The organism is Paenibacillus sp. FSL H3-0286 (assembly GCF_045040705.1).
Taxonomy (GTDB): domain Bacteria; phylum Bacillota; class Bacilli; order Paenibacillales; family Paenibacillaceae; genus Paenibacillus_AQ; species Paenibacillus_AQ odorifer.
The window spans coordinates 6,355,162-6,382,022 of record NZ_CP150285.1 but is presented as its reverse complement, the minus strand read 5'-3'; the positions used below and the strand labels follow the sequence as shown (position 1 = coordinate 6,382,022).

Here is a 26,861-nt window from a genome sequence, read left to right as displayed (position 1 = left end):
TGCTTAATGTTCATGCAGTTGAAGGTTAACACCATCAAGGATCGACGAACGGTCGCAGATCAGAAAGGAATGGAGTGATGTCGGTACAACAATTGCGAGAACACATTACAAGTACACTTGAACGGTATTTTCCTGATGTGCCTGTATATGTAGAAGGAGAAAAACCTCAAACCGCTTATTTTCATCCCGGATTGATCTCAGCAACACTGGATCGGCAGCGGGAGGGCAGATATTTAGCGGTCTACCGTTTTGGCATCCGTTATGAGCAAGGCAATTTGCTGGAAGCTGAGAGAATGGCAGATAAGCTGAGTGAGGCGATGGCAGGAATGGAGCAGGATGGTGGAGCTTTTCGTGTAGTTAGGCAAGCTTGGGAAGCTGGAACTGAAGGGCATGGGCCGCTGTTTACAGTTGACTATATGTTGTATTTGCAAAACGACAAGCCTGACAGCATTAAGATGGGACAAATGATTGGAGGAGAACGATTGAAATGAGTACTAAAGGGAGTAACGGGAATGGGTTCAGTAAGGAACAGATTGTGAATTCCTCACTTTTTACGCCGAGGGAAAAGGATATATTGAACGTTATTTTGCAGGATGGCAAGAACTATACGCTCGAAGAAGCAAAGCAATCTATGGGATTGTTCAAAAATAAGGAGGTAATGAACTAATGGCAGGCGGAACATGGACAACGCAAAATAAGGTGCGCCCTGGGGTGTACGTAAATGTAGCATCAAATCAAGGTGCCATCGGCAAAATGGGAGAACGCGGGATTACGGCATTGGCGCTTGCCCTATCTTGGGGAGAGCCGGGAGTAATCATGAAGATTACCCCGCAGGATGATGTGAATAAGCTGCTAGGAGTGGATTTGGAACATCCAACTCTACTGCCAGTGCGTGAAGCGCTGAAACGGGCGGGAACCTTGCTGCTCTATCGATTGAATGAAGGCGTTAAAGCGGCAGTCACGAATAACGGCCTTCAGGTAACAGCTAAATATGGCGGTGTACGCGGAAATGATCTTTTGATTGTGATTGAGAAAAATATAGAGAATGCTGCTCTTTTTGATGTAAAGACGTTGCTTAATGGAACCGAACTGAACAAGCAAACGGTCGGAACGGCTGAAGAGTTGGTCGCGAACGATTATGTTCAATTCCAGAAAAATGGTGCAGAAGGCTTGAAGCTAATTGCAGGCATGCCGCTTACAGGGGGGGCTAACGGAACCGTGACGAATGGAGCACATAGTGACTTCCTGTCTGCTCTTGAGGTGCAGGAATTCCAAACAGTGGGTCTAGTATCGCAGGATAGTGCTCTGAAGGCACTCTACAGTTCTTTTGTGAGACGGCTTCGGGATACAGAAGGGAAAAAGGTACAGGCTGTACTATCCGATTATGCGGCTGCAGGTCATGAAGGTGTGATTAGCGTGAATAATGGGGTAGTACTGAGCGACGGAACTACGATTGATAACGTCAATGCCGTTGCTTGGGTAGCTGGTGCTACAGCAGCAGCTGCTGTTAATGAATCGCTGACTTATCAGGGTTATGATGATTCGGTGGATGCTGATGTAAGACTTAGCCATTCTGAGACTACAGCTGCGTTGCTAAAAGGAGAGCTTATCTTTACTTACAGTGGCGGACGGGCTGTGGTGGAACAGGATATCAATACATTTACCGCGTTTTCACCGGACAAAGGCAAAGCATTCTCCAAAAATCGTGTACTGCGCGTGCTGGATGGAATTGCAAATGATATGAAGCGTATTTTTGAGAACTACTATATCGGTAAGGTCGCGAATAATGAAGATGGCCGTGCTCTTTTCTGGTCACAGTGTGCGACTTATATGAATGATTTGCAGGATATGGGTGCAATTGAGGGCTTTAACGCGCAGACAGATGTTGTAGTTGTGGCTGGTGCAGATAGTGATAGTATCGTGCTGGATGTGGCTGTGAAACCGGTAGATTCCGTAGAAAAAGTATATATGAAAGTGAAGGTGGTTTAAGATGGCATTTTTAAAAGCTAGTGATACGATTTCCGGCCAGGAGGGCCGTGCTTATGCTGTGATTGGTACGCAAACCGAAGAGATGTTCTATGTGAAAACTCTTGAAGCTACAGTAGAAAAAACAAAGGCAGAGGTGAAAACACTGGGCCGCCGGGGTGTTCAGCATAAAGCGACTGGATGGTCGGGCAGCGGTTCGATGACGATTTTTTATATGACTAGTCGTTTCCGCCAGATGATGCTCGATTATATGAATACGGGTGTTGATCAGTACTTCGATATTGAGGTTACGAACGAAGATCCATCGTCCAGCGTGGGAGCACAGCGTATTATTTTAAAAGGCGTGAACCTTGATAGTGTCATCATGGCCTCACTTGATACAGAGTCAGATGCTCTGGAAGAAGAAGTTAGCTTTACCTTTGAAGATGTGCAGATTGTGCAAGCTTTTGGTGCTCCGGCAGGTTCCGGGCTTTAATTAAGACAACTAGATAGATTGGAGCAAGCAAGACCCGAACGTAGAATGAGCGGCGGGTCTCTTCTCTGTCTATTGGCAGCTAGTAGCAGGAGAAGTATCTAATAAATAATTCTAGGAGGAAGACAATGAGCGAATTAAGTTTGTTTTTTGCCCAAAATGTAGCATGTGACACGACCGAGGAGTTTGTAGTATCCCAGCGTTTTAAGGATAAGGAAGGAAATGCGGTAGCTTGGAAGCTGCGCAGTATGACTGAGGATGAGAATCAGGAATGCCGCAAGGCCGCAACCCGTAAAGTCAAAGGTAAAAACGGAGTGTATACCTCCGAAATTGAGCCTAACGATTATATGGCGAAGCTGATGACCTCAAGTGTAGTGCATCCGGATCTGAAAAATGCTGAATTGCAGCGTTCTTATGGCGTACTTGGCGCTGAGACACTGCTGCGTAAAATGCTGCTACCAGGTGAATTCGCGGCGTTGGGTGAGCGGGTGCAGGCCTTAAATGGTTTTGGCACGGACATGAACGAGCTGGTGGATGAAGTAAAAAACTAATCAACGAGGGCGATAGTGAAGCCAATTTTGCTTATTACGCCCTCCATGAGCTGCACATTTTACCCCATGAGCTGATGAAGCTGTCTTCCCGCGAACGCGCCGCAATATATGCGATGATTGCTGTTCGTGTGGAGAAGGAGAAGCGCGATCAGGCACGGAGTAAGGCGAGGAAGAGATAGTTAGGGGGTGAGAGAATGAAGATAGACGCATCTAAAGCCGTAATGCTACCGATGAAATCTCTGGCAATTTGGAAGAGTGTTAATAAACAATGTGTTCGTGTGAACAGCAATCTGGATATCGTTAATCGATTGGTCAAGGGAGTGCAGGTAGTTGTTAAGCGGTCAAGCGATGAGATGAGCCGTTCTCTGAATCTAGTGAACCAATCTTTGCAGGATATCAATGATACGCTACTTGAAGGCTTTAAGAGACTTCCTCCTAAGGTCATAGTTTCTAGAGATATAGTTATCGAGCAAAGCCAACAAGCAGGGCAATCACAACAGTTAGCGCTTCGAACATTAAATAGCTCCCCAAGTGTGCAAAAAGGTAAGGCTGAAGAAGAAGAGGCGAAAAAGGTAGAGTGGTGGAAAGGGCTAAAAGCGAAGGAGAAAAAGAAAGAAGAGGAGAAAAAGCCGGAGGTTAAGGCTGATCCGGTCCCCAAGCCCAAAATTAATCTGAAAAAGGAACCTCCGGTTCCACCATCCCCACCAACTCCTGACTCGAGAATTATGAAGTTTCTCAAGACAGTTGATGTGGTAAAGCCATTTAATGCCGTGAAGTCTTTTGGGGAGAAAGCTGTAAAAGCTGCGGCACAACCAGGAGATATCGCTGACTGGAATAAGCTGAATGACAATACAGATGCTGCACTTGGGAAAATCGGTGAGAAAGCAATGGGAGCCTTGAGGCCAGTGATGGATACTTTGAACGAGGCGCTGACTTCAAACCAATTTATGCCGATTATAGATGCTATGGCTAACGGCTTTCTGATCATTGCTAATGTGATTGGCATGGTAGTGGATGGCTTATTATGGTTGGTTGGAGTGTTGCAGGAGAACTGGTCTTGGATTAAACCGATTCTTGAAGCGATAGCCATTGTCTATCTCGTAGCTATGATCGTACAAGTGGCTCTACTTGTAGCAGCCGCTTATCAGCTTGCAGCAGCATGGTTGGTAGTAAACTGGCCTATTTTAGTGGTTATCGCTGTTATAGCTGTTCTTATTTATATTTTTCAAATGTTAGGTATTTCTGCGGGGGATGTCGTTGGAGCTATAGTGGGAGCATTTGGATGGTTAAGCGCAGTGATGGATAACATTTGGATTTTTATACAGAATGCAGCTATCTCTGCATGGGATTATATAGTGAATAAATTTCATGAAGCGGTCAATTTTATGAAGCAGCTGCTATATGATTTGGGTATGGGTGCCCTTAATGTTCTTTACAATATGACAGTTGGAGCAGAGGGCTTTGCCGGGGGATTCATGAAGGTAATGGCAAAAGCAATCAATTGGGTACTAGACAAATTCAATTCCATGATTGAGGCTTTAAGTCATATTCCATTCTTCGACGAATTGGGGATAAGTGAACTAAAAGTTGAGAGGAAGGAGCCGGAAATTCCTCATGCAGCAAGCGATATGATCGATAAATACCGGCAAAATTTTAAGGCGTTTGCTCCTACCGCTGATAATTTTCCAGAGCAAAAGACTGCTAAGATCGAGTACGTTAATCTTGAAGATAGTTTTAATAGCGCCAGTCAAAAAGGAAAGAATGCCACGAACAAGTTGATGGACAAAGGGCGCGATGCTACTGAAAAAGTGAAGGATATGTTGAATCCGATCAGCAGTACAAAAGCACTGGATTCAACAGGTCTACTAGCTACTCAGGGCAATAATCTGAACACCGTCAACCGTGTGAACGAGCTCGGCTCCATCAACGACACCGTAGACATCTCCAGTGATGATCTGAAAATGCTGCGCGAGCTGGCCGAGATTCAGGCGATCCAGAATTTTGTGGAGCTTACGCCGACGGTGCAGGTGACGACCGGGAATATTAACAATGCCGGAGACATTGATACGATTATCAACAAGATCGGGCAAAAGCTGAACGAGGAGTTTGTCTCTACGGCGCAGGGGGTGTATACGTAACGTGGAAGAGTACGGGATTTTTTTGGGCTTTAATAATCAGGAGGATGCAATCCGGCTGCCAGTCAATCCAGAGACCTTGGAAATCAAGGAGAGTGGAGATGGAAAAAGCTATACCATTATCGATCTGGGTGAGATCAATACGATTGCTTATCCGAAGCTTACGGAGATCACAATTGAAAGTATTTTCCCGGCACAAAGGTATCCGTTCGTATTGGTGCAAGAGGATGGATTGAAAAGGCCTTTTGAATATGTGGAGCTTATTAAGAAATGGATGAAGAGTCGTCGTCCTATTCGGTTTGTGTTCTCCGGTGTGAGGTATCCCGATGATACGAAAAAGGATGAAAAGAAGTTAAACAAACCGCAGAAATGGCTAGAGGAATCTTCAATTAGTGAGGATAGATCTTTAGAAATTGATTTTGCTGTGAATATGGCTATGAGCATTGAAGGTTTCACTTGGAAGCTTAGTGCGGGTACGTCAGGGGATATTGAATATTCGTTATCTCTCAAAAAATACGTATTCTATCAGGCGGTAGCTGTGAAGGTTGTCAAAGGTGAAGTGAAGGCGGAACAGAAGCGGGCCAATGAAAAAGCAAAGCCTACTACCTATACCTTAAAAGCTGGAGACAGTCTATGGAGCATCGCTCAAAAAAACCTAGGAGATGGCTCGAAGTACAAAGTCATTCAGAAGCTTAATGGCATTCCGGATAGTGAGCTGAAGAAGCTGCCCATCGGTAAAGTCATCAAGCTGCCGTAGGAGGATGTTATGGAACTGCTAGTGAAGAATAAAGAAGGGAATCTATGGGATATTTCTGGCATCGTCTCAGATATTTCTTGGAAAACCGCACGGTCAGGTAAACCGTCAACGCTAGAGTTAACGCTTGTGGACAGCGGAATCTATCAGCTCCCCAAGTTCGGGATCAGCAATGGTGATATTATTCAGTTCAGTAAAGATAATGTGGATGTATTTTACGGATTTGTGTTCAGCATTGATACGGGCTCGGATCAGGAGATTAAGCTGACTGCCTATGATCAGATTCGTTATTTGCTGGGCAATGGTAGTTATGTTTTGCAGGATGTTACGGCTAGTGATGTGATCAAGAAAATAACAACGGACTACGGATTAAAGACAGGTGTGCTGGAGGAGACAGAGTACCGGATTCCTTCTTTAATTGAAGATGACAAAAAGCTGTTAGACATCATTATGGGAGCCATCGGCAGTGAGCTTCAGTATAAGGGGCGGTTGATGGCTTTTTACGATGATTTTGGGAAGCTGACGCTGCGTAAACCGGATTCTATGCTGCTTAACCTGGTGCTCGGAGCGGGTCATTATCTGTACGATTATTCGCTCAAAAAAAGTATTGATGACGATACGTACAACACGATTTTTCTGTACAAGGATAACGAGGCATCGGGCAAACGCGATTTCTTTCCGGTTAGTGACAAGGATAATGTGAAACGCTGGGGTATCCTGCACTTGTATCAGAAGGCTGATGACAAAGCGAATACTGCACAAATTCAGGAGAAGGCAAACAATTTACTGAAAATGCACAACCGTGAAAAGCTCAGTCTCTCCGTACAGGCGATTGGTGATATGCGTGTAAGAGCAGGCAATTTCATTTATGTCCTATTGGATGAATTCGAGACTCAATTGTTTCTGGTAGACCAATGCAGCCATAAGATTTCTGGAGGGGAGCATACCATGTCCCTCGATATTAAGGTGGTGTAGAAATGATGTTAGATATTATTAAAAAAGCAAGTCTAGGAGCCGTGGGAAGTACAAATCCCGTGGCTTTTTCTTATGGAACGGTAACGGAGGCAGCTCCTTTGCAGATCCAGGTGGATCAGCGGTTTATTTTATCGGGGAATGCGTTAGTGCTGCCTGAATCGGTAATGGAAAGCAAGATCGACATCGAGGGCAAAGAAGTAATACTTCGGCGAGGATTAGCGAGTGGGGACCGCGTATTAATGGTTCGAATGCAGGGCGGACAAAGCTACATTGTTCTGGATCGGCTGGTGAGCCCGATATGATCCCGGCGATTGGAAAAGCTGGACCGATAACGGCCTTGCTTGAGGGGGAGGTCAACCTTGAGCGTGGGGAAAGCCCTAGTCTTACGTACCGGATGGATTGGGAGAGAAAAAGGATTACAGGCCAAACGGATGGACTAGAAGCAGTTCAACAGGCAGCGGCAAAAATTTTGCGAACCGAACGGTTTGAACATCTGATTTACAGTTCTGATTACGGAACAGATATCGTTGATATTGCCGATTTGAACGGGAATATGGACATTTTGGATAATGCAGTGAATAGCAAGGTCGATAAAGTTACTGGTAAGCAGCTATCCACGAACGACTACACCGCAGCTGAGAAAACAAAGCTGGCGGGGATTGCAACAGGAGCGAATAATTATGTGCATCCTAATCACACGGGGGATGTTATAAGTACTGGTGACGGGGGGACCGCAATTGCGGCTGGGGTGATTGTAAACGCCGATGTTAATGCTTCAGCCGGAATTGATGCTTCGAAGATTGGAACGGGAGTGGTCTCTAACGCGGAGTTTGGGTACTTGGATGGGGTGACTAGTGGGATTCAGGGGCAGTTGAATGGTAAGGCGCCGTTGGTTACTACGCCTCAGCAGACGACAGCGGATATTACGTACTACGTACGGACGGACGGGAATGACACAAACAACGGTTTAGCCAATACGGCAGCAGGGGCATTTAAAACAATCAATAGGGCTATCGGCATGATTCCTCAAGTTGTTAATCATACTGCATCTATAAATGTTACATCTGGAACCTATGCCGAAGATGTGAGGATTAGCGGCAAAGTAGGCGGTGGTCATGTTCAATTTATGGGTACTTCTGTAACTATCCGCTCCTTCGTGGCTGAACGGTGCAATCGTATTGTTATAGACGGTTTTTCTGCTAATACCACAACCTCAATGGGTTTTAATGCATATGACGGTGGAAACATCGACATTAAAAATTGCTCCTGTGGAACTACCGCTAATTATCCGGGCATTAATATTGCAGGTCAAAACGCAGACATTAGAAATTCTTCGGTATCTGGACGAAACTTTGGAATAATAGTCGGAAGTGCTTCGATTGTTACATCACTCGAAAACACGGGGCAAGCGAATGGCGTAGGTCTTTACACTAGTCATGGCGGTTCAATCTATAAATATGGCTCACAGCCATCAGGAATAACTCCCGAAGGCTCATTAAATGGTATCATCACAAGTGGGGTTCTTAACCCATGGGGAGATAATACAACGAATTCTAGAAGTAATATTGCATGCGGCGGTAGCGCTACACAAACAATCGTACCGCTCACATTCACTAAACTTTTATTCCCATCGGTTTACTATGATCGTTTAGGTGAATGGAATGCGACCACCGGGATTTTCACTGCAAAAGCTGCTGGTATATACGCTATTGATGTTATGGCTACATGCACATCCGTACCCTTGCCATTTGTGGTTCAGATTCAAATTTATAAAAACGGAGCGCGGGATCAGTGCATTGGAAGAACCGTTGCGTCAGCTAGTGGGCAAGACGTTTCCGTCCTTGGGGTTTCTAATACAGATCTTAGCGCTGGGCATACGCTTGAATTTTACATTTATCATTACGGAACATCTAACGTTGGGGTAACTGGTGACGGTCTTTTCAGTCATTTGAGAATAGTTAAAGTTGCATAGAAAAGGGGATGAGGAACAATGAATATAGCACAAGCAATTATGTATCTATACCCAAACGCCGACCCAATAAAAGATTTCATAGTGCAAGATAACGGAGCTGAACCCGTATTACACGAAGGCGTACACGGACGCACACGCTACGAAATCCGACTATTAGATCAAGACGAAACCGAGTATATAGAAGATGTACACTATCGTTATGTAGTGGATTTTAACCGATTGAAAAAGGGCGTAGACTACGACATTATTGAACGTGGCCCATACATCGCAGCTTGGAACCTAGATGTCCCACAACCAACGGAAGAAGAACTCGAAGCCGCGTGGGAAGCATATCTAGAAGCAGAAGCTAACAAACCACCAGAATTAAGCGAATTCGAGCAACTCCGTGCTGAGAATACTACTTTGCAAGACAGGCTTCAAGATGTCGAAGTCATTATGGCTGAATTACTCAGCATATAAACCCAAAAGGAGGTGAGTTGTAATCATGACAATGGATTCATTGACAGCCGCCAAACTCCGCTTGATGGCCAATGCCTGCATCACTCGTTTTGATCGTGAGGAGGGTCCGATAGAGAATATCATTTCTTCCTATAACATGCAGCCGGATAATGAGATTTTGGTTAAGGATCAGATTATCGAGAAACGATCAGATATTCATTTTGCTGAAAACGATTCGACTGAGCAAGCTTCATCAGCCAAATAATTAGCACGCATCCACACAGGAGCGTGTTTTTTGTGCCCTCGGTGGTGCCGGGGGCTATTACGCATCAACATCATTACAGAAAGGAGCAGACGAATGGGCGAAGGGGATATTGCGCAATTGGAGAAGCTGCTGCCGCTGGCAGATAAGTATGGGCTGGCTTATATTGTTGCTTTCATTTTGATGATCGTACTGATGGTGTTATTGCGTGCGATTGTCAAAGGGAACCTTGTACCGCGAGAAATGCTGGATCGGGCAGAGGAGGATCGGGATCGTCTGCAAGCGATTTTGGATAAGGAGCGCTCGGAGTTTATGCAGCCCACACTGGACGTCTTAAAGAAACTGAAGATTGACCATACGGAAGACAGGGGGAGTTAGGAATGCTGTCACAATGGATTCGGCGGCTGCTTCTCCCCCGGCATGTTGATAAAGAGATGGAGCTCCGCAGAGCCTCTACCAGCGTTACACTGACCATAAGTCATTATAAAAATGTCTCGCAGGAAATTCAGGAGGAGATTGATCGTAACCGGTTCGCCAAATATTTAGTTTATGATCGAGGGGATCATGATGCACATGATTGAATTTTTATTATTGGTGCTATATGGCACTACTACGGCCTGCGGAATATACATTATTCATCGCCACAGGCAATATTTTTACGAAAGATTCCAAAAAGGTGTGGTCAGCGTGTTTATGCTGGCTATGCTTTTTTTCTTATTGGCTTATACATTCAATATGCTTATCGTTCTACTATTCCGTTTGGCAGAATTACTAGGAGTGGACATGGCAACAGGGCTGACTTGGCTTCATTATAGCTGGGCTATTGCCCAATTCGGTACAACTGGTGGAATTATCATATTAGCGATACTGACACGTTCCGGGAAATACGACCAATTTATTTATCTGAAAAAGATAGACAGAAAAGAGGAACTTCATGCTGACAATAACTCAGGTGAAAAATAAATCAGCCCAACACCTAACAGGCCTACACCCCGTAGTTCGTTCCGCTGCTACTGCTCTAATCGAACGTTGTTACAAACTCAACATCCCCATTCTCATTACGCAGGGACTTCGCACAATTGCCGAGCAGGATGCTCTATATGCACAAGGGCGCACTAAGCCCGGAGCGATTGTAACCAATGCACGTGGCGGATATAGCTATCACAATTTTGGATTGGCCGTAGATTTTGCTCTTTTGCTGCCGAATGGATCGAGTGTGTCATGGGATATGTGCCGGGACGGCAATAACAACCAGATCGCAGATTGGCAGGAGGTTGTGAAGGAGGCAAAAGGGCTGGGCTTCGAGTGGGGAGGCGACTGGACAAGCTTCAAGGATTACCCCCATTTTCAAATGGCGTTTGGGTTAACACTCACACAGTTTCGAGCAGGGACAAAACCCTCAACATCTGCGGTGGAGTCAGCGTATAAGGTCATCAATCGGAAGGAGGAGGAAGAATTGAAGAGTGATGTTATTGCTGTCGTAAAGGTTAATGGGGTTAAGGTTGCAGATGGAGTGCTTGAAAAAGGCATCACCTACGTCCCTGTACGTGTTATTGCAGAAGCGCTGGGTGCTCAGGTAGGTTATGATTCTGCGACTCGAACGGTTGAGATTATAAGTAGCCACTAAGGAGGGAAAAGGATGGAAACTGGAACAATTTTAGATGATGTTATGGCGTTCGCCTCTATATTAGCAGTATTCGTACTGGCACTGGTTCAGTTGGTCAAAAATAGTATCAACATCCCGCGTAATGCAGTACCGATTATCGGACTATTGATAGGTTTGTTCATCGGCGTAGTAGCGTATCCTTTTACTGAACTTGATTTAGTGCTTCGCCTTTGGGCTGGGGGTCTTGCAGGCTTATCTGCAACCGGGTTGTTTGAGCTAGCTTTTAAGAATAGCCCGGGCACGACGAAAGGGTAAGTGGATAATAGGTACGAATTATAAAAAGGGCTGTTCCAAAAAGTCTGAAAAAGACCTAAGGAAGAGCCCCATTGTTTTTCTCATGATATTACATAAATAAGTTTCAGAACGAAAGCGTGCTGCCGGGTTGTAAAGAATATAGTCCTGTGAAACCTTCTCCTTTTAATATAGAAGCTACTTGGTCGATATGTGGTTTGGGAGCATGGACGAGCACTGTCCGGTGGCTGGGAATCGTTTGGAGCATTTTGCGAATGTCCGGCAAACCTTGATGGACTTTATAGCGGATAAGTGAGACTGTACAGCGTACGCTGCTAGATTCTCCGATCATAGCTTGCTCAACAAGACGATGTCCAAAGCTTCCGGCCGCTAAATGTCCCGTAAAAATCACATGGTTGTCTGGAGAAACAGAGAGTTGCTGAAAGTATTCTTGTGCTTTTGCCGACTGCATCATCCCGTCATTGGTGAATACGATAGCTCCCTTAAGATTCAGCATTGCCTTCGCGCGTTCGTCCGAATTAGATACAACACACAAGTTTTTTCTGTTAAAAAGCGCATTTACACGCTGAATAGCGTCCTCTTTCAGCCATTCCACCTTGTCGCTTAATGCTCGTAAAGGAGCGACGAGTACTTCTTCAACGATCAATTGATGATCTGGAAAACATTCATTTGCCCATAGGACCAATTCCTGGCTTCTGCCATGGATAGGCACAGGAAGGAGGACTGAGCCCCCTTTTTGCAAGGTGTTATGGATGGCTATCTCTAATTGCTGTAATTTTACAAGCTGCTCATCAGGATCAGCCCCATAAGCGGCATCGATAATGGACAGATCAGCCACATTTTTAGCTTCGGCTTCCATAATTGCTGGGGTGTCTGCCGTGAGCAGCTGCGACTCCTCTGTATAATCCCCCGAGAAATATATGAATTTTCCGTCCCATTGGATAACCAGCCAAACCGAACCTGCTAAATGCCCGCTACGTCCCCATTGAACTCGAAGGTTAGGCGCAAGCGTCAGCCAAGTTTGAGGGGAGACATGCTCCTCTAAATACTTGAATTGAATAGCTTCTTTATCCGTTTCCTCATAGGGGAGCGGGGCGGATTGAGCCGCCACATATTTATCCCAGGCCTCGAAATAATCAGGAAGCTGTAATGAGGTGGATCTAGTAGTCCATACCTTCCCTCTGTATCCGTGTTTATAAAGTAAGGGCAGCGCTATGGAATGATCCTCATGAGCATGAGACAGAAATACTGCCTGCAAATGTGGAATAATATCCTTATCAAGTAGGGGGTATTCCCCTGGGCCTTCTTTTTTTACGCCACAATCGAGCAGGATGCCATTTCGTGAATCCTTGCCCTGCAAAAGATAGGAGGAACGGCCATGCTCTCCGGCCCCTCCCCAAATCGTTAGTCTGCTCATTGTTGTCTCCGCTTTCTATCTGGGCTTAAATATTCTAAGACTAATAGTAGTATGGTGGTGATACCTACTGAAATTACAGCCATGGCCATCCCCATCGCTACCGCACCTTGTTCAAACTGGGCAAAAATATAGGTTGCCGAGGTCTGCATTGAAGGCGGAAGAATGAGTAATGAGGCTACCAGTTCCCGATTGGAAATGGTGAAGGTCATCATCCAGCCAGCCACCATCCCCGGAAGGATGAGGGGAAGCAGGATACGGCGGAACACATACAGCTTACTACCTCCGAATACTTGTCCCGCTTGCATCAGAGAGGAATCGATTTGCCCATAGCTTGCTTTTACATACTGAACAGTATAAGGAAGGAAAAGTACGACATAAGTCAGTACAACCATCCAGTAGGTATTATAGAGCGGGATAGGCATCCAGCGGGCATTCCACAGCAGAATTAGCCCTACTACAATTACAATTCCAGGGACTGTATTAGGAAGCAAGCTGAATAAATCTGTAATTTTCTGCTTGAATGTAGCCCCTTTTCCTACCGTTAAGGCAAACCAAGTCCCCAGAATAACAGCGATACTGGAAGCAACGATAGCTAATGTGAAGCTATTTAATAAGGCCTCAAGTCCTTGCGAACCCGGGGATAACAGCTCTGCATAATGTTTTAAGGTTAGATTGCTCCAGGATACACCTTCTCCCCGAAGCTTCAATAATGAGGCTGTTATGATAGAGAAATAAGGAATGCCGATGGATGCCAGAAGCAATAGAAGAACATAACCCCAGCTAAGAAACCCTACGATGCCTGTACTCTTATAACGTTTAGTACGAGTTCCTTTTCCACCGATCAGACGGTAAGAGTAGCGGCTGCTAATTATAGTTTGGATGTACCACATGACAAGACAAACTCCGAGCAGCAAGGAGGCTAGTGAAGTAGCCTTACCAAAATCAATCGGCCAACTGGAGATATATTTATGGATCTCAGAGGTCAGCACGTAAAAGCCGATCCTGCGGCCAAAGGTCGCAGGGGTACCGAATTCAGCAATTGTTTTGACGAAGATGAGCAGTGCTCCAAGCCCATAGCTAGAGAGCAGTAAAGGAATAATCACTCTTTTAAATCTGTAAAAGAAGGGGGCGCCGTGAACCGAGGCTGCTTCCTCCAGATTGCCCCCGATCTGCAAAAGCGCATTGCGCAGCAGCAAATACAAGAAAGGGAACAGATGAAGGCTCATGATCAGCACCATACCCCCATAACTAAAGAAATACGGTGTCAACACGGAGGAGGAGGGCAGAAACTGCTCCATATACCCACCCGTCTGCATAAACAACATCCAGCCCATAGAACCAATGTAAGGCGGCGTCATAAATGGAATTAACAGCACGACATCCAGCCAGTTGTGGCGCCCTAAGTCGGTTTTTGCCATAATCCAGGCTAGAGGCAGCGCAAACAACGTAGTTAGCAGAATAACGCTTACCCCAAGCCCGATAGAATTCAGCAGCACCTCTACTAGGTCATTGCTCGCCATAATGGTTCGTAGTGGTGCGGCTATGTCGAGATGCCCCTCTGGATAAATACTGGTCCAGAAAATGAGCAGGAGTGGCAGCAGCACGAGCACGGTTAGTATAAATAAAGCCAGTCCACCGCTCACCCATTTAAATGAGCGCAAAGAGTTAGTATTCATTACGCTTATTTAAAAATTTGTGTGAAGGTCGAGGAAACTTCATCGCTGTGCTCATTCATCCATTCCCAATTCACATCAAATGTTTTGATTTCTTCAAGATTGGCACGATTTTCTGCCTTCACGTCAGTTCTGCCTGGCAGCAAATAGGCTTTGGCAACAAGGGCTTGCGCTTCATCGGAGAGAAGGTAGTCGATAAAAGCCTTAGCGTTATCTACATTTGGGCTTGTCTTAATGATCGCAGCTGGGCGGGGGCTGATCACTGTTCCTTCAGCAGGATAGACGATATCCACAGGTTCTCCGTCAGCTTTTGCTTTATAAGCCATGTAATCTACGCCAGCAGCAACTACGGATTTAGCACCGGTAATCACAGGATCAAGTGCCTCTTGATTGGCGCCTGCCATAGCTACTTCATTGCTTTTATATTGTTTGAAAAGATCCCAGCCACTGTCCCCCTTAGCACTTAAATACCCAGTCATGAAATCAAGAGCCGAGCCGGAAAGTGAAGGATCGGGGATATTGACTGCGCCCGTCCATTCCGCTTTGCTGAGATCATCCCAGGAGGTCGGCGGTGAGCTTACTTTTTTGGTATTGTAAACAATACCGAGTGCGGATGCACTGTAACTGAAATAGTTACCTTCATCTATATCTGACCAATCGCTAACCAGCTTGTCTGAATTAATCGCTTCTTTATATGGAAGTAATAATCCGTCGTTTTTCATTCCTTGCATGGACGGAAGAGAGGCGAGGACAACAACATCAACGACCGGATTGGATTTTTCTGCTTCCATGCGGGCAAGTATTTTTCCTGTAGTGCCTTGGAACATTTCAACCTTAACGCCGGTTTTGGCTTCAAACCCGTCTTTGATTTTATTGGCTAAGCCTTCAGGGCCTGCACTGTAAACGACAAGATTGCCGCTTAGTGTCTTTTCTGTTGGTTGTGGGGCTTCAGTTTGCGTCGCCGCCGCAGTATCGGTTTGGTTGTTGCTTGCGTTAGCCGCAGGGGTGTTCGAGGAGCCGCAGCCCACTAAAGTAATACCAAGTGCAGTTGTTAGAAGAAGTGAACTTAACCCTTTTGTCTTTTTCATTTGATTCAATGTTATTGCCTCCCTAATATTGTTGTGTGCATCTTGCTGCATGGAACAGCATCATATAGAGCCATTCCATGCAGTGGACGCTTAATTCAGATGATGGATTTGGTGCTCTGAAGCGTACAGCTGAATCTTTTCCCCTACAGGTAGGCGCCGCTCATGATAAGCGGTCCAAGTCCCATTGTGCTCCATGTCCAGAATGATCTCATAGCGATCCCCCATATAACTCACATGCTGAATAGTCCCTGTAAAAGGAAGAGAGGAAGCATTCTCCTGAGACCAGCGTAAATGTTCTGGACGCAGCATCTGTTTATCCGGAACGATCCAGTTGGATTTACCAATAAAGTGGGCTACAAAAGGATGACTCGGTTTACGATAAATGTCCTCAGGAGATCCACTTTGTAAAATAGTACCACCTTGCATTACAACTACTTCATCTGACATAGACATCGCTTCGGTTTGATCATGCGTCACATACAGGGCTGTAATGCCCATGTTTTTTACCAAGGAGATTAACTCCAGCCTCATTTCATCTCGCAAGACCGCATCCAGCGCACTTAATGGTTCATCGAATAATACAAGCTGAGGGCGCATGACTACGGCTCTGGCAAAAGCAACCCGCTGCTGTTGTCCACCGGACAGCTGATGTGGAAAACGCAGCTCCAGCCCCTCCAGCTTGACCGATCGAAGCGCCTCCTGTACCCGAATCCGTAAATTCTTTTTTTGTTTGGAAGCTCGAAGTCCGAAGGCTACATTCTCGAACACAGTCAGATGCGGCCAGAGGGCGAAATCTTGAAAAACCATGCCAAAGTTACGGCGATGAATGGGGTGGCTAATTCTTTTGCTGCCTGAAAAAATAAACTCATCATCGATCAGAATTTCTCCTGCATCCGGTGTTTCCAGCCCAGCAATCAGACGGAGTAGTGTCGTCTTTCCACAACCTGAAGGACCGAGTAATGTCGTAAAGCTTCCAGCGGGAATCTTCAGATTTGCAGCTTTCAAGGCATGCACATCTCCGAATTTCTTTTCCAATCTGTGGATTGTAATTTCCTTCATTCTATCTACCTGCCTGTTCTTAAGCTTGTTCTTAGTGTAAAGGTAAAGAATTCCCGCTATATTTGCTGAATGTAACTGTGATATTAACTTTTTTGCCGATTTATTTTAACATTCATAGAATTCTTCTATGTTACCGTTTAGGAAAAGGCGAGGGAGTGGAAGAGAATGAACCTTAATCTAATGAAGCTGGAAATTGTAGAACTGCTGAATAAACATAAAAAAATTACCACGGTAGCAGATAAACTCGGACTAAAGCAGCCCACCGTTACGTATCATTTGAAGAATTTAGAGCAGCAATTGGGGGAGAAGTTATTTGAATCCAGAATGGATAAAATGATTCTTACGGAGAGTGGCAAAGCTTTTCTTCATTATGCGATCAAAATCAATGCGCTTGCTGCGGAAGCGGAGCGGGTGGTAAAAGAGTTCAGTCAGGCAGGTCGGGGGACACTGAAAATTGGCGCCAGTTATGTTCCAGCTACTTATATTCTTCCACAAATATTGGGGCAGTTTGGCGAACAGCATCCGGGGATTACCATTTCTTTATCGGTTAAGCCTTCACCGGTGATCAAAGAAATGCTTGCCAGTCATGAGATTGATCTTGGTATTTTGTCTACGGAATCTTTTTATCTGCCTGATCTGCATACTCAAGCCTTATGTGAGGATGAGCTTGTCCTTGTTTTTGCACCTACACATGATTTTGCCGGATTTTCTAATTTAAACTCAGCGATGATTGCTTCAGCGAGCTTTATTTTACATGACAAGGAATCAAGCACACGCCAGTTGACGGATAAATGGTTTGAACGAGAGGGAAAAGAATCAAAACCGCATATTTTGCTCGATTCACTGGAGGCAATTAAGCAATCGCTCATGAGTGGACAACATGTTTCATTTATTTCACGCCTTGCTGTGGAGGACGAGGTAGCCAGAGGAAGATTGCTAATGCGAGCCATTCCGGATTATAATTTTGAAAGACATATTTATTATTCGTATAACCGTGATCGCCATTATTCTCCTTTAATTGGACTGTTCATTGATCAGCTCCGTACAATCCGAATATAAGCATACATAGAGAATATACGATAGAGCCATTATATATATGAAAGAATACATAAAATATAAGGACTGTATAAATTCAGAAATTGGTGTATAATCTTAGGTGCTGTGTCGCTTTACAGCACAAAAAAGTTGCAGATTTTCAAACGGTTTTATTGTATGATATGAGGAAGCTTTAATAGACGATATTTAGACAGACAAACTTAACACATTGATCCGGAAGAGAATGGGGGGAGCAGCATGACCGAACTTACGACTACCGTCAGCAAAAGCAACTCTAACAATCTGCTGCGACGGGACGTACGGTTCTTGGGGAACATTTTAGGAGAGGTCTTGGTTCACCAAGGCGGTAACGAACTGCTAGAGATCGTGGAGAAGATCCGCGAGACCAGTAAATCGCTACGCTCACTATTTTTACCTGAACTGCATAGTGAATTTAAGGAGTTAATCAATTCTTTGGATCCGGAGAACCGTCATCAGGTAATAAGAGCGTTCGCCATTTATTTTCAATTGGTGAATATTGCCGAACAGAACCACCGGATTCGCCGTAAACGTGACTATGAACGTTCAGCTGGGGAGACAGTACAACCCGGTTCTATAGAAAGCGCTATTCAAGAGCTTCGTGAACGTGATTTCTCTCATGAGGAAGTCAACGAGATTATTGAAGGATTGTCTCTGGAACTTGTAATGACGGCACATCCAACGGAAGCTATGCGCCGTGCGATTCTCGATATTCATAAACGGATATCCGATGATGTTATGGGTCTTGATAACCCTACTTTAACTTTCCGTGAACGTGAACAGCTTCGCGAGAAGTTATTGAATGAAGTGATTACGCTTTGGCAAACGGATGAGCTGCGTGACCGCAAGCCTACAGTACTCGATGAAGTGCGTAATGGAATGTATTATTTCCATGAGACGATTTTCCATGTATTGCCCGACGTGTATCAAGAGCTTGAACGCTGTCTGAGCAAATATTATCCAGGACAGAATTGGCATGTGCCAACCTACTTGCGTTTTGGATCATGGATTGGCGGAGACCGTGATGGTAACCCATCGGTAACTTCAACAGTCACTGCGCAGACTTTACGCATGCAGCGTAAGCTGGCCATTCGTGAATATCAGCGTATTATGCGTGAACTCATGAAATATCTAAGCTTTAGCACAAGTATTGTTAAAGTGACGCCTGAGCTCGTAGAATCCATCGAAGCTGATCGTCAGATCATTAACCTAGGCAAGATGGAAGAATGGCGCAATGACAATGAACCTTACCGTATCAAGCTTAGCTACATGATCTCTAAGACACAAAATGTTTTAGATGATGAGAAAAAAGATACTCCTGAGCGTTATGCTACACCTGAGGAGTTCATAGATGATTTGAATGTCATTGACCGCAGTCTACGGCATCACTACGCCGACTATGTGGCCGATACTTATATTAAAAAGCTAATCCGCCAAGTGGAGCTGTTCGGATTCCATACGGCAACTCTTGACGTGCGTCAACACAGTCAAGAACATGAGAATGCCATGACAGAAATTTTGGCGAAGATGAACATTTCGCCGGACTACTCTAAGTTGACGGAGATCGAGAAGATTGATCTGCTGGAGAAATTGCTGAATGATCCACGTCCGTTGACCTCTTCTTACCAGACGTATACTGAAAGTACAGAGGAGTGTCTGGCGGTTTACCGGACGATCTTCGCATCGCAGGAAGAGTACGGCAAACAATGTATCACCAGTTATCTGATCAGTATGGCTGAAGCTGCGAGTGATATTCTGGAGGTTATGGTCTTCGCCAAAGAGGTAGGACTATTCCGCAAGGATAACGACGGTACAGTTGTATGTACCCTGCAAGCTGTGCCACTTTTTGAAACGATTGATGACTTGCATGAAGCACCGCAAATTATGAACACACTGCTCAATATGCCGATCTACCGTGATGCGGTAAGAGCAATGAATGATTTGCAGGAAATCATGCTTGGATATTCAGATAGTAATAAAGATGGCGGCGTGGTTACTGCTAACTGGGAACTGCGTGTTGCCCTAAAAGAAATTACAGCGACAGCGGATAAGTTCGGAATCAAGCTGAAGTTCTTCCATGGTCGTGGTGGAGCGCTCGGCCGCGGGGGTATGCCACTTAACCGCAGTATTCTTGCTCAGCCTGCTTCGACAATTGGCGGCGGGATTAAGATTACCGAGCAGGGAGAAGTAATCTCCTCCCGTTACTCCATGCAAGGAATTGCTTACCGCAGTCTGGAGCAAGCGACATCTGCGCTTGTAACAGCAGCAATTAGTGCGAGAGTGCCACAAGCGGATCTTTATGAAGAGAAATGGGAAGAGATTGTTGCCCGTATTTCTGAGGTCTCGCTGAACAAATATCAGGATTTGATCTTCCGTGATCCGGATTTCCTGACTTATTTCAAAGAATCAACACCTCTGCCTGAGGTTGGAGAGCTTAATATCGGTTCCCGTCCTTCTAAACGGAAGAACAGCGACCGTTTTGAAGATCTGCGTGCAATTCCTTGGGTATTTGCATGGACACAAAGCCGTTATTTGCTCCCAGCCTGGTACGCTGCTGGAACCGGACTGCAGAGTTTCTATGAGGGTAAGGAAGAGAATCTGAAGATAATGCAACATATGTATGAGAACTTCTCATTCTTTACTACACTGATAGATACGCTGCAAATGGCTATTTCAAAAGCGGACTTGATCATTGCTAAGGAATACGCCAGCATGGGCAAGAACGAGGAAGCACGTCAACGGATCTTTGGCCAGATTGAAGATGAGTTTAATTTGACCTCTGAGCTGATCCTGAAGATTACAGGCCAGCAGGATATTCTGGATAACGTTCCTGTGATTCAAGAGTCGATCAGACTCCGCAATCCATACGTTGATCCGCTTAGCTACCTGCAGGTTCAATTGCTATCCGAGCTTAGAGCGCTCCGTGAAATTGATGGAGATGATAGCGAGCTGCTTCGCGAAGTATTGCTTACCATCAACGGCATTGCCGCCGGTCTTCGGAATACCGGCTGATATTGTCTTAACAACAAAAAGTCCGCCCTATTTGGGGCGGACTTTTTTTGCCTAATACAAGTTGTTGTGATCATAAACTGTATATTGCTGCTGTGAACTTTACTTGTTCCTAAATATTGGATAGTCATACCCGATATTTCTTTATTACCCTACCCAAGTAACCGAGATGTAATCGGAGGTAATTAACGTGGCACTTATTACTTCGGTGATGGAGCAGCGTAGAGAATATTTGGAACTGTAGGAGCGCCAGCGTTCGCCTTTATCCTCAGATTTCGACCGCTATATGCGGTTTATAATCAGGAAATGTGAGGATAACAGCGACCGAAAGTCCAACATTCTTTGGAATGCTATCGTATTCACACCGTGTTTTATTCCTAAAAATTAACTCAGTTTACATAGAAGGTTACAATACAATCCTTGATTTTTACACAAACTTGAATTACGATTTAATTGCTTGTACCGTGGATATTTGCGAAGAAATACCAAGGGCGGCAAGTCTGGGGGAGTTAACAGGTGGAGAATTTGGAAGGCAGATTGACAAAGCTCGCCTTGAAGGGCGACCAAAGGGCATTTGCCGAGCTTGTGGAACTATATAAAGACAAAATATATCATTTAGCTTACAGGATGTTGAACAATCGCCATGAGGCGGAGGATATTGTTCAGGAGACCTTTTTGCGTGTGTATAGGAATTTGGATCGTTATGATGATAAACAGAAGTTCTCCACATGGATTTACCGGATTGGAACGAACCTCTGTATTGATAGATTACGTAAACGAAAACCAACCTATTCACTGGATGCTGAAATGAACGATCAGGAGGGCCTTGATGGCTATTCGTTGATTCCGAGCGACAATGTGACACCTGAGACCGAACTATTGCTCTCTGAGACGCAGGGGCTAATCTATGAAGCGATTGACAGTCTGCCTGTGAAATACAGGTCGGTGATGATTCTGAGATACCTGCAGGATCTGTCCCTTCAGGAGATTAGTGATGTCCTGGATATGCCCGTGACCACGATTAAGACGCGTGTACACCGAGGCCGTGAATTTTTGCGTAAAAAATTAGGCCCAAAAATGTAAAAATAGATTTTATTTATGAAACATCTTTTCGAGAGCGACGTATGTAAGTTAAGCAAGTCTTATGTGTCCTGACCCTTTGTCTTAGGATAATTAAATAGCACTCATGAAAGGATTGGCTCCTATGGAATGCAAACTGGCCGTCTCTATGATGCATGACTACTTGGATGACGACTTGCCCGAACAGCAGCAGAGGGAATTGAAGGAGCATCTTCTATCCTGTCCAGATTGCCGTGCAAAGTTTAAAGAATTGGAACAGACAGATATGTTGATGTTCTCCCTAATGCATCAGAATCCTGTAGCTTCAGATGATCTTGTAAGCCGGATAATGAGTTCATTGCCAAAGACTAAGAAAGAAAAAGCCTTTATTACCTGGATCAAGAGACACCCTGCACTTACAGCGGCATCTCTATTCCTTGTCGTTATGCTGATGAGCACCGTAACTTTTTGGAGTCCAGACCGACAACTTGTAGTTAGAGGTGTTGATTTGGATCAAGTGGTCATCAAAGGGGATACTGTAATTGTACCTTCCGGCAAAATAATTACCGGGGACCTTACCATAGAGAACGGTAAAGCACAGGTATATGGAGAAGTGAACGGCAACGTGACAGTCATTGACGGATCTCTATATCAGGCTTCAACAGCTCATATTTCTGGGCAAGTCAAAAGCATAGACCAGGCAGTAAGCTGGTTCTGGTATAAAGTGACGAACATGTTCTCTGAAGTTGCCTACCGTTAATGCGGGCAGTGGTTACCTTGAGCAGGAATATTAATTAGCGCCTCTTTTTCCGGAAAGATGGCGCTTTTTTGTTTCCTTAAATTGGGTGGTTTCGGAAAGGATTGAGGGACTAAACTTGCAACTGAAGCCCGAACGTTATAACCTAGATATGATACAGAGCTAACAGACATTTTACATAAACCCAGCTAATTTGAAATGACGGGGGTTTTAGGCAATGAGTTATTTTACTGAGCTAACATGGAAAGATTCCATTAAAGATATAATTGATATCCTAATCGTCAGTTACATTATTTATAAAGTGCTTAATATGGTACGCGGGACGCGGGCGATTCAGCTTTTAAAAGGGATACTGGTTCTGGTCTTGATTTGGGCGGTAAGCACAATCTTGGACTTGTATACACTTAAATGGCTAATGAATCAAATGTTTACTTTCGGGGTCTTAGCTGTCTTTATCATTTTTCAGCCGGAACTACGAAGGGGACTGGAGCAGCTTGGACGGGGCAGATTTTTCGGACGGGCTGGAGAAAGTGACGAAGAGATCAGTAAGTTAATCGGCGAAGTGATTAAAGCCGTGAATTATTTATCTCGCAGAAAAATAGGGGCGTTAATCGTTTTTGAGCGGGAGACGGGGCTAAACGAATATACAGAGTCAGGTATACCCATGCGTTCCCTGGTAAGCTCCGAATTGCTTATTAACATCTTTATTCCCAATACACCTCTGCATGACGGAGCCCTTATTATGCAGGGAAATCAGATTGCTGCGGCTGCTTGTTACTTGCCTTTGTCCGAGAATCCTTTTATCAGCAAAGAACTGGGAACCCGGCATCGGGCTGCTATAGGAATAAGTGAGGTTGCAGACTCGGTGTCTGTCATTGTCTCGGAGGAGACAGGGCAGATTTCCCTTGCCATCAATGGCCAGATCGTTAGAGACATTAAGGAAGAATCCATGATATCGAAGCTCCATCAAGAGCTTAGTGTAAGTTCATCGCTGAAGGAGAAGGGTTCAACTTTCTGGAAACGGAAGGGGGACAAGAATCATGGATAAGTGGATGAACAATAACAATTTCAATAAGATTCTAGCCCTTGTGTTTGGGATCATTTTGTTTACGATGGTTCATGTCGATACTGCGCCTTCTGGACAGACAACAGTGGATATTAAAACAAAAACTATTGAGAATGTGAAGATTGAAGTGACCGGCCTTGACGAGGACAAATATGTCCTTGAACCCTTGGCTGTCGATAGTGTCAGTCTGGAGGTAGCGGGTAAAAATTCCGATATCTCCTTTCAGTTCTCGGATGACTATAAAGTGATGCTTGATCTGAGTAAGGTTGAACCTGGGGACACCACGTTGCCACTTTACTATAAACTACCCAAAGGTGTATCTCTGGTAAGAATGAATCCTAAAGAGGTTACTGTACATGTAGAACCGCGAAACACGAAGTCTTTTCCCATAACATTGGTTACAAAGGGAAAACCTGCAGCGGGTTATCAAATAGGCACGCCTGTCTTGCAGCCTACAGATACTGTAAAAGTGACACTTGCGGATAATGAACTAAGCAAGGTAGCCAAGATACAAGGGACTATTGAGCTTAACGGTGAGAACGAAACCTTTGTAGAAAAAAAGCTGAAGCTACACGCTTATGATAATAACGGAAATGAAATTAAAAATGCTGTAATTGAGCCTTCTAATGTATCTGTGGAATTGCCGATTACCTTACCTTTTAAGAGTGTGCCGCTGGAGATTGGCTTTACTGGGCAACTTCCAGATTCACTCGTATTATCCAAAGTGACCCCTGAGCAGGAAACGGTCGTAGTGTATGGACAAGCAGAGGCTTTAAAAGCTTTATCTGCTTATGAAGCTACAGTCGACCTTAGTGCAATAGATTCTGCGGGGACGAAACAAGTAAAGGTGGATCTGAAGGCACCGGCTGGAACGGAGAAAGTTATGCCAGAAGCTGTGAATGTTTCATTAACCATCTCAGAAATTGCTGAGCGGACGATTGAGGCGGTACCCATCAAGCTCCAAGGCGTGGGGGATGATTTGGAAGGAAGTATTGTTAATCCTTCAAGCAAGGAAATTGCGCTTACCTTAAAGGGTGCACCTGCTTTACTTGATCAACTTGATAAGAAAAATATAGGGGTTGTGGCTGATGTTAGCGGACTTTCAGCTGGAACTCACGAGGTTTCTTTGCGGGTATCATTACCCAAGTTCATCGCACTAGCCAATGCAGGGGTGCCACTTACTGTGACCGTGCAACTGCTATCGCCTGCAGCACCAGTCCCTACGCCTCATCCAGATACGGGGGGTGTAACTACTCCTGAACCGAGTTCTGAACCTGTTATAGGCGATGTGGAACCTACGGAGAAGCCCACGCATAGTGGAGAGGCTGGTGGAGCAACACCAACGCCTGTCCCGACGGATAGCAATCCGGAGAATAACGGCACAGCTAACACAAGTACGAATTCCGAGAATCCTGTAGGTACAGGCGGGACGTAATCTTTTGAGCCCAGAGGTACACCAAAATAGTATGCAATTCATATGATAGTACATTAAGCTAACGTAGCGTATTCAAAGGAGAAAAATAATGGGGAAGTATTTTGGAACTGACGGTGTGCGGGGAGTAGCAAACCGTGAATTGACTGCAGAAATGGCTTATAGTATTGGCCGTTGTGGAGGATATGTACTAGCGGGTAACTTGGATAAACCGAAGGTTGTTATCGGAATGGATACACGTATTTCCGGTCCTTTATTGGAATCCGCGCTGATAGCGGGCTTATTGTCTATTGGAGCCGATGTAATCCGTATAGGCGTAGTGAGTACCCCTGCTGTTGCTTATATTACGAGATTGTTAAAAGCAGACGCAGGCGTCATGATTTCAGCTTCTCACAATCCTGTAGAGGATAACGGCATTAAGTTCTTTGGTGGGGACGGCTTCAAGCTTACAGATGAAACTGAACTGCGCATTGAAGAGCTTATGGATGCTGAGGTAGATGAATTGCCACGTCCTATCGGTTCGGGTTTAGGTATGGTTACCGTAGATAATGATGCTAAGTATCTTTATCTGGAGTATTTGAAAACCACCATTTCTCAGGACTTTAAAGGAATCAAGGTTGTACTGGACTGTGCGCATGGCGCAGCGTATGAGCTTGCTCCAAGACTGTTCAGAGAGCTTGGCGCTGAGGTTATTTCTATCGGGGCTGAGCCAGATGGATTGAATATTAATGATGGATTTGGTTCGACACATCCAGAGACTTTGCGTGAAGAAGTCTTGCGTCAAGGAGCCGATTTGGGACTTGCTTTTGACGGAGATGCTGACCGCCTGATCGCTATTGATAATAACGGTGATGAAGTCGATGGCGACTTTATCCTTTGTATTTGTGGTGATGCCATGAACCGTGCAGGTAAGCTGAAGGATAGCACGATTGTATCAACCGTTATGAGTAACATCGGATTCTATAAAGCTACTGAGAAATTATCCCTGAATACTGCTAAGACAGCTGTAGGGGATCGTTATGTTATGGAAGAAATGCGTCGTGGGGGCTTTAATCTAGGCGGAGAACAGTCTGGACATGTTATTTTCCTGGATTACAATACAACTGGTGATGGTATTCTTACAGCTATTCAGCTGGTAGACACGCTTAAGGCTACAGGCAAACAGCTTAGCGAAGTTAAGAGTATGATGACTAAATACCCGCAGGTGCTGGTTAATGTTCGTGTACAGGATAAGACTAACTACCCTAATAACCCGGCTATAGAAGCGGCTATCGCAGAAGTAGAAGGCAAACTAGGCGACAATGGCCGTGTGCTTGTACGTCCGTCAGGTACGGAATCTCTAATCCGCGTTATGGCAGAGGGACCGGATAAGGCAGATTTAGATCTTTATGTGAATCAAATTGTGGAAGTAGTTCAACGCGAATTGGTATAATCCATTACCTTAACTATAAGGCTGGTGCAGTGAGCGAGAGCGATTCGGACTCGTTGCACCAGTGTTATTTTATTTTAGGATTGGATCGTTTGAACTGGTTTTGTAAAATTTAGGTTGGTGCGCCATTGCCAAAGTACTACAAGGTGCATATAATAGATTAAGTGTCATTCTAGAAGGAAAGCGGGGATTGTGAGGTTAGCAATAGCAAGCGCCAGAGCTTGGTCTAGCGCGGGGGAGAAGGGAAAGCTGCTTACTTGTTATGTAGGCTATGGCTTGAACGGATCACGGCAGACGTAAGCTGACGAGGTGGAGGTGTTCGAAATGTTCGGCGG

The 26,861-nt window shown here is 44.9% G+C and carries 28 protein-coding genes; 24 read left to right on the top strand and 4 right to left on the bottom strand.

Translation table 11 applies throughout. The features are described 5' to 3' along the window. The first annotated feature begins 77 nt into the window (after positions 1–77). From MHB37_RS28430 to MHB37_RS28350, 17 genes are all read left to right on the top strand, one after another. Positions 78–491: a DUF6838 family protein gene (locus tag MHB37_RS28430; protein WP_038573440.1), complete on the top strand. Its 414-nt coding sequence runs from the start codon at positions 78–80 to the stop codon at positions 489–491. Continuing rightward, complete coding sequence (locus MHB37_RS28425) at positions 488–667, top strand: hypothetical protein (protein WP_036681241.1); 180 nt, start codon at positions 488–490, stop codon at positions 665–667. The genes MHB37_RS28430 and MHB37_RS28425 overlap by 4 nt, the downstream gene beginning before the upstream one ends. Next, positions 667–1,989 (top strand): phage tail sheath family protein, encoded by a 1,323-nt coding sequence (locus MHB37_RS28420; protein WP_076193913.1) that lies wholly within the window; start codon positions 667–669, stop codon positions 1,987–1,989. Before MHB37_RS28425 ends, MHB37_RS28420 begins: the two co-directional genes overlap by 1 nt. Before the next feature lies 1 nt (position 1,990). Beyond that, a complete protein-coding gene (locus MHB37_RS28415; protein ID WP_036681245.1) occupies positions 1,991–2,461 on the top strand; it encodes a phage tail tube protein in 471 nt (156 codons plus the stop codon). A 125-nt stretch (positions 2,462–2,586) separates the two neighbouring features. Next, positions 2,587–3,009 carry a phage tail assembly chaperone gene (locus MHB37_RS28410; RefSeq protein WP_076129761.1) on the top strand — a complete coding sequence of 141 codons (423 nt, stop codon included), beginning with the start codon at positions 2,587–2,589 and terminating at the stop codon, positions 3,007–3,009. A 194-nt stretch (positions 3,010–3,203) separates the two neighbouring features. Beyond that, positions 3,204–5,147 (top strand): hypothetical protein, encoded by a 1,944-nt coding sequence (locus MHB37_RS28405; RefSeq protein WP_280753584.1) that lies wholly within the window; start codon positions 3,204–3,206, stop codon positions 5,145–5,147. Position 5,148: 1 nt separating this feature from the next. Continuing rightward, positions 5,149–5,901: a LysM peptidoglycan-binding domain-containing protein gene (locus MHB37_RS28400; protein WP_076186589.1), complete on the top strand. Its 753-nt coding sequence runs from the start codon at positions 5,149–5,151 to the stop codon at positions 5,899–5,901. A gap of 9 nt (positions 5,902–5,910) precedes the next feature. Further along, on the top strand, positions 5,911–6,873 hold the full coding sequence (locus MHB37_RS28395) for a hypothetical protein (RefSeq protein WP_339169939.1): 963 nt from the start codon (positions 5,911–5,913) through the stop codon (positions 6,871–6,873). A 5-nt stretch (positions 6,874–6,878) separates the two neighbouring features. After that, positions 6,879–7,175 carry a DUF2577 domain-containing protein gene (locus MHB37_RS28390; protein WP_076099903.1) on the top strand — a complete coding sequence of 99 codons (297 nt, stop codon included), beginning with the start codon at positions 6,879–6,881 and terminating at the stop codon, positions 7,173–7,175. After that, positions 7,172–8,845, top strand: a complete 1,674-nt coding sequence (locus MHB37_RS28385; protein WP_405168755.1) for a DUF2634 domain-containing protein — start codon at positions 7,172–7,174, stop codon at positions 8,843–8,845. The genes MHB37_RS28390 and MHB37_RS28385 overlap by 4 nt, the downstream gene beginning before the upstream one ends. A gap of 18 nt (positions 8,846–8,863) precedes the next feature. Then, on the top strand, positions 8,864–9,304 hold the full coding sequence (locus MHB37_RS28380; protein WP_339188616.1) for an XkdW family protein: 441 nt from the start codon (positions 8,864–8,866) through the stop codon (positions 9,302–9,304). Positions 9,305–9,329: 25 nt separating this feature from the next. After that, on the top strand, positions 9,330–9,548 hold the full coding sequence (locus tag MHB37_RS28375; RefSeq protein WP_076186574.1) for a hypothetical protein: 219 nt from the start codon (positions 9,330–9,332) through the stop codon (positions 9,546–9,548). Positions 9,549–9,641: 93 nt separating this feature from the next. Next, a complete protein-coding gene (locus tag MHB37_RS28370; protein WP_036681272.1) occupies positions 9,642–9,923 on the top strand; it encodes a hypothetical protein in 282 nt (93 codons plus the stop codon). A 2-nt stretch (positions 9,924–9,925) separates the two neighbouring features. Beyond that, on the top strand, positions 9,926–10,126 hold the full coding sequence (locus MHB37_RS28365) for a hypothetical protein (RefSeq protein ID WP_036681274.1): 201 nt from the start codon (positions 9,926–9,928) through the stop codon (positions 10,124–10,126). Next, positions 10,119–10,508 carry a hypothetical protein gene (locus tag MHB37_RS28360; protein WP_339169929.1) on the top strand — a complete coding sequence of 130 codons (390 nt, stop codon included), beginning with the start codon at positions 10,119–10,121 and terminating at the stop codon, positions 10,506–10,508. The genes MHB37_RS28365 and MHB37_RS28360 overlap by 8 nt, the downstream gene beginning before the upstream one ends. After that, positions 10,480–11,172 (top strand): M15 family metallopeptidase, encoded by a 693-nt coding sequence (locus MHB37_RS28355; RefSeq protein WP_405168754.1) that lies wholly within the window; start codon positions 10,480–10,482, stop codon positions 11,170–11,172. Before MHB37_RS28360 ends, MHB37_RS28355 begins: the two co-directional genes overlap by 29 nt. A 12-nt stretch (positions 11,173–11,184) precedes the next feature. Continuing rightward, on the top strand, positions 11,185–11,466 hold the full coding sequence (locus MHB37_RS28350; RefSeq protein ID WP_405168753.1) for a holin: 282 nt from the start codon (positions 11,185–11,187) through the stop codon (positions 11,464–11,466). 103 nt (positions 11,467–11,569) lie between these two features. On the opposite strand, the gene MHB37_RS28345 is transcribed toward MHB37_RS28350, so the two are convergent. The 4 genes from MHB37_RS28345 to MHB37_RS28330 form a co-directional block, all read right to left on the bottom strand. After that, positions 11,570–12,880, bottom strand: a complete 1,311-nt coding sequence (locus MHB37_RS28345; protein ID WP_405168752.1) for an MBL fold metallo-hydrolase — start codon at positions 12,878–12,880, stop codon at positions 11,570–11,572. Next, positions 12,877–14,556: an iron ABC transporter permease gene (locus tag MHB37_RS28340; protein ID WP_076274762.1), complete on the bottom strand. Its 1,680-nt coding sequence runs from the start codon at positions 14,554–14,556 to the stop codon at positions 12,877–12,879. Before MHB37_RS28340 ends, MHB37_RS28345 begins: the two co-directional genes overlap by 4 nt. 5 nt (positions 14,557–14,561) lie before the next feature. Next, positions 14,562–15,641 (bottom strand): ABC transporter substrate-binding protein, encoded by a 1,080-nt coding sequence (locus MHB37_RS28335; protein ID WP_076304954.1) that lies wholly within the window; start codon positions 15,639–15,641, stop codon positions 14,562–14,564. Between the two features lie 90 nt (positions 15,642–15,731). Beyond that, positions 15,732–16,700 carry an ABC transporter ATP-binding protein gene (locus MHB37_RS28330; protein WP_405168751.1) on the bottom strand — a complete coding sequence of 323 codons (969 nt, stop codon included), beginning with the start codon at positions 16,698–16,700 and terminating at the stop codon, positions 15,732–15,734. A 165-nt stretch (positions 16,701–16,865) separates the two neighbouring features. On the opposite strand from MHB37_RS28330, the gene MHB37_RS28325 reads away from it, so the two are divergent. The 7 genes from MHB37_RS28325 (at position 16,866) to glmM (ending at position 26,529) form a co-directional block, all read left to right on the top strand. Beyond that, positions 16,866–17,759: a LysR family transcriptional regulator gene (locus MHB37_RS28325; protein ID WP_076129777.1), complete on the top strand. Its 894-nt coding sequence runs from the start codon at positions 16,866–16,868 to the stop codon at positions 17,757–17,759. A gap of 234 nt (positions 17,760–17,993) precedes the next feature. Beyond that, on the top strand, positions 17,994–20,786 hold the full coding sequence (gene ppc, locus MHB37_RS28320; protein WP_038573414.1) for a phosphoenolpyruvate carboxylase: 2,793 nt from the start codon (positions 17,994–17,996) through the stop codon (positions 20,784–20,786). Between the two features lie 513 nt (positions 20,787–21,299). Continuing rightward, positions 21,300–21,866 carry an RNA polymerase sigma factor SigW gene (gene sigW, locus MHB37_RS28315; RefSeq protein WP_036681288.1) on the top strand — a complete coding sequence of 189 codons (567 nt, stop codon included), beginning with the start codon at positions 21,300–21,302 and terminating at the stop codon, positions 21,864–21,866. A 121-nt stretch (positions 21,867–21,987) separates the two neighbouring features. After that, positions 21,988–22,602, top strand: coding sequence for a zf-HC2 domain-containing protein (locus MHB37_RS28310; protein ID WP_036681404.1), 615 nt, complete (start codon positions 21,988–21,990; stop codon positions 22,600–22,602). 214 nt (positions 22,603–22,816) lie between these two features. Beyond that, entirely contained in the window at positions 22,817–23,647 is an 831-nt protein-coding gene (gene cdaA, locus MHB37_RS28305) for a diadenylate cyclase CdaA (protein ID WP_036681290.1), read from the top strand. Next, positions 23,640–25,100, top strand: coding sequence for a YbbR-like domain-containing protein (locus tag MHB37_RS28300; RefSeq protein WP_405168750.1), 1,461 nt, complete (start codon positions 23,640–23,642; stop codon positions 25,098–25,100). The genes cdaA and MHB37_RS28300 overlap by 8 nt, the downstream gene beginning before the upstream one ends. Positions 25,101–25,188: 88 nt before the next feature. Then, a complete protein-coding gene (glmM, locus tag MHB37_RS28295) occupies positions 25,189–26,529 on the top strand; it encodes a phosphoglucosamine mutase (protein ID WP_340011420.1) in 1,341 nt (446 codons plus the stop codon). Positions 26,530–26,861 lie beyond the last annotated feature (332 nt).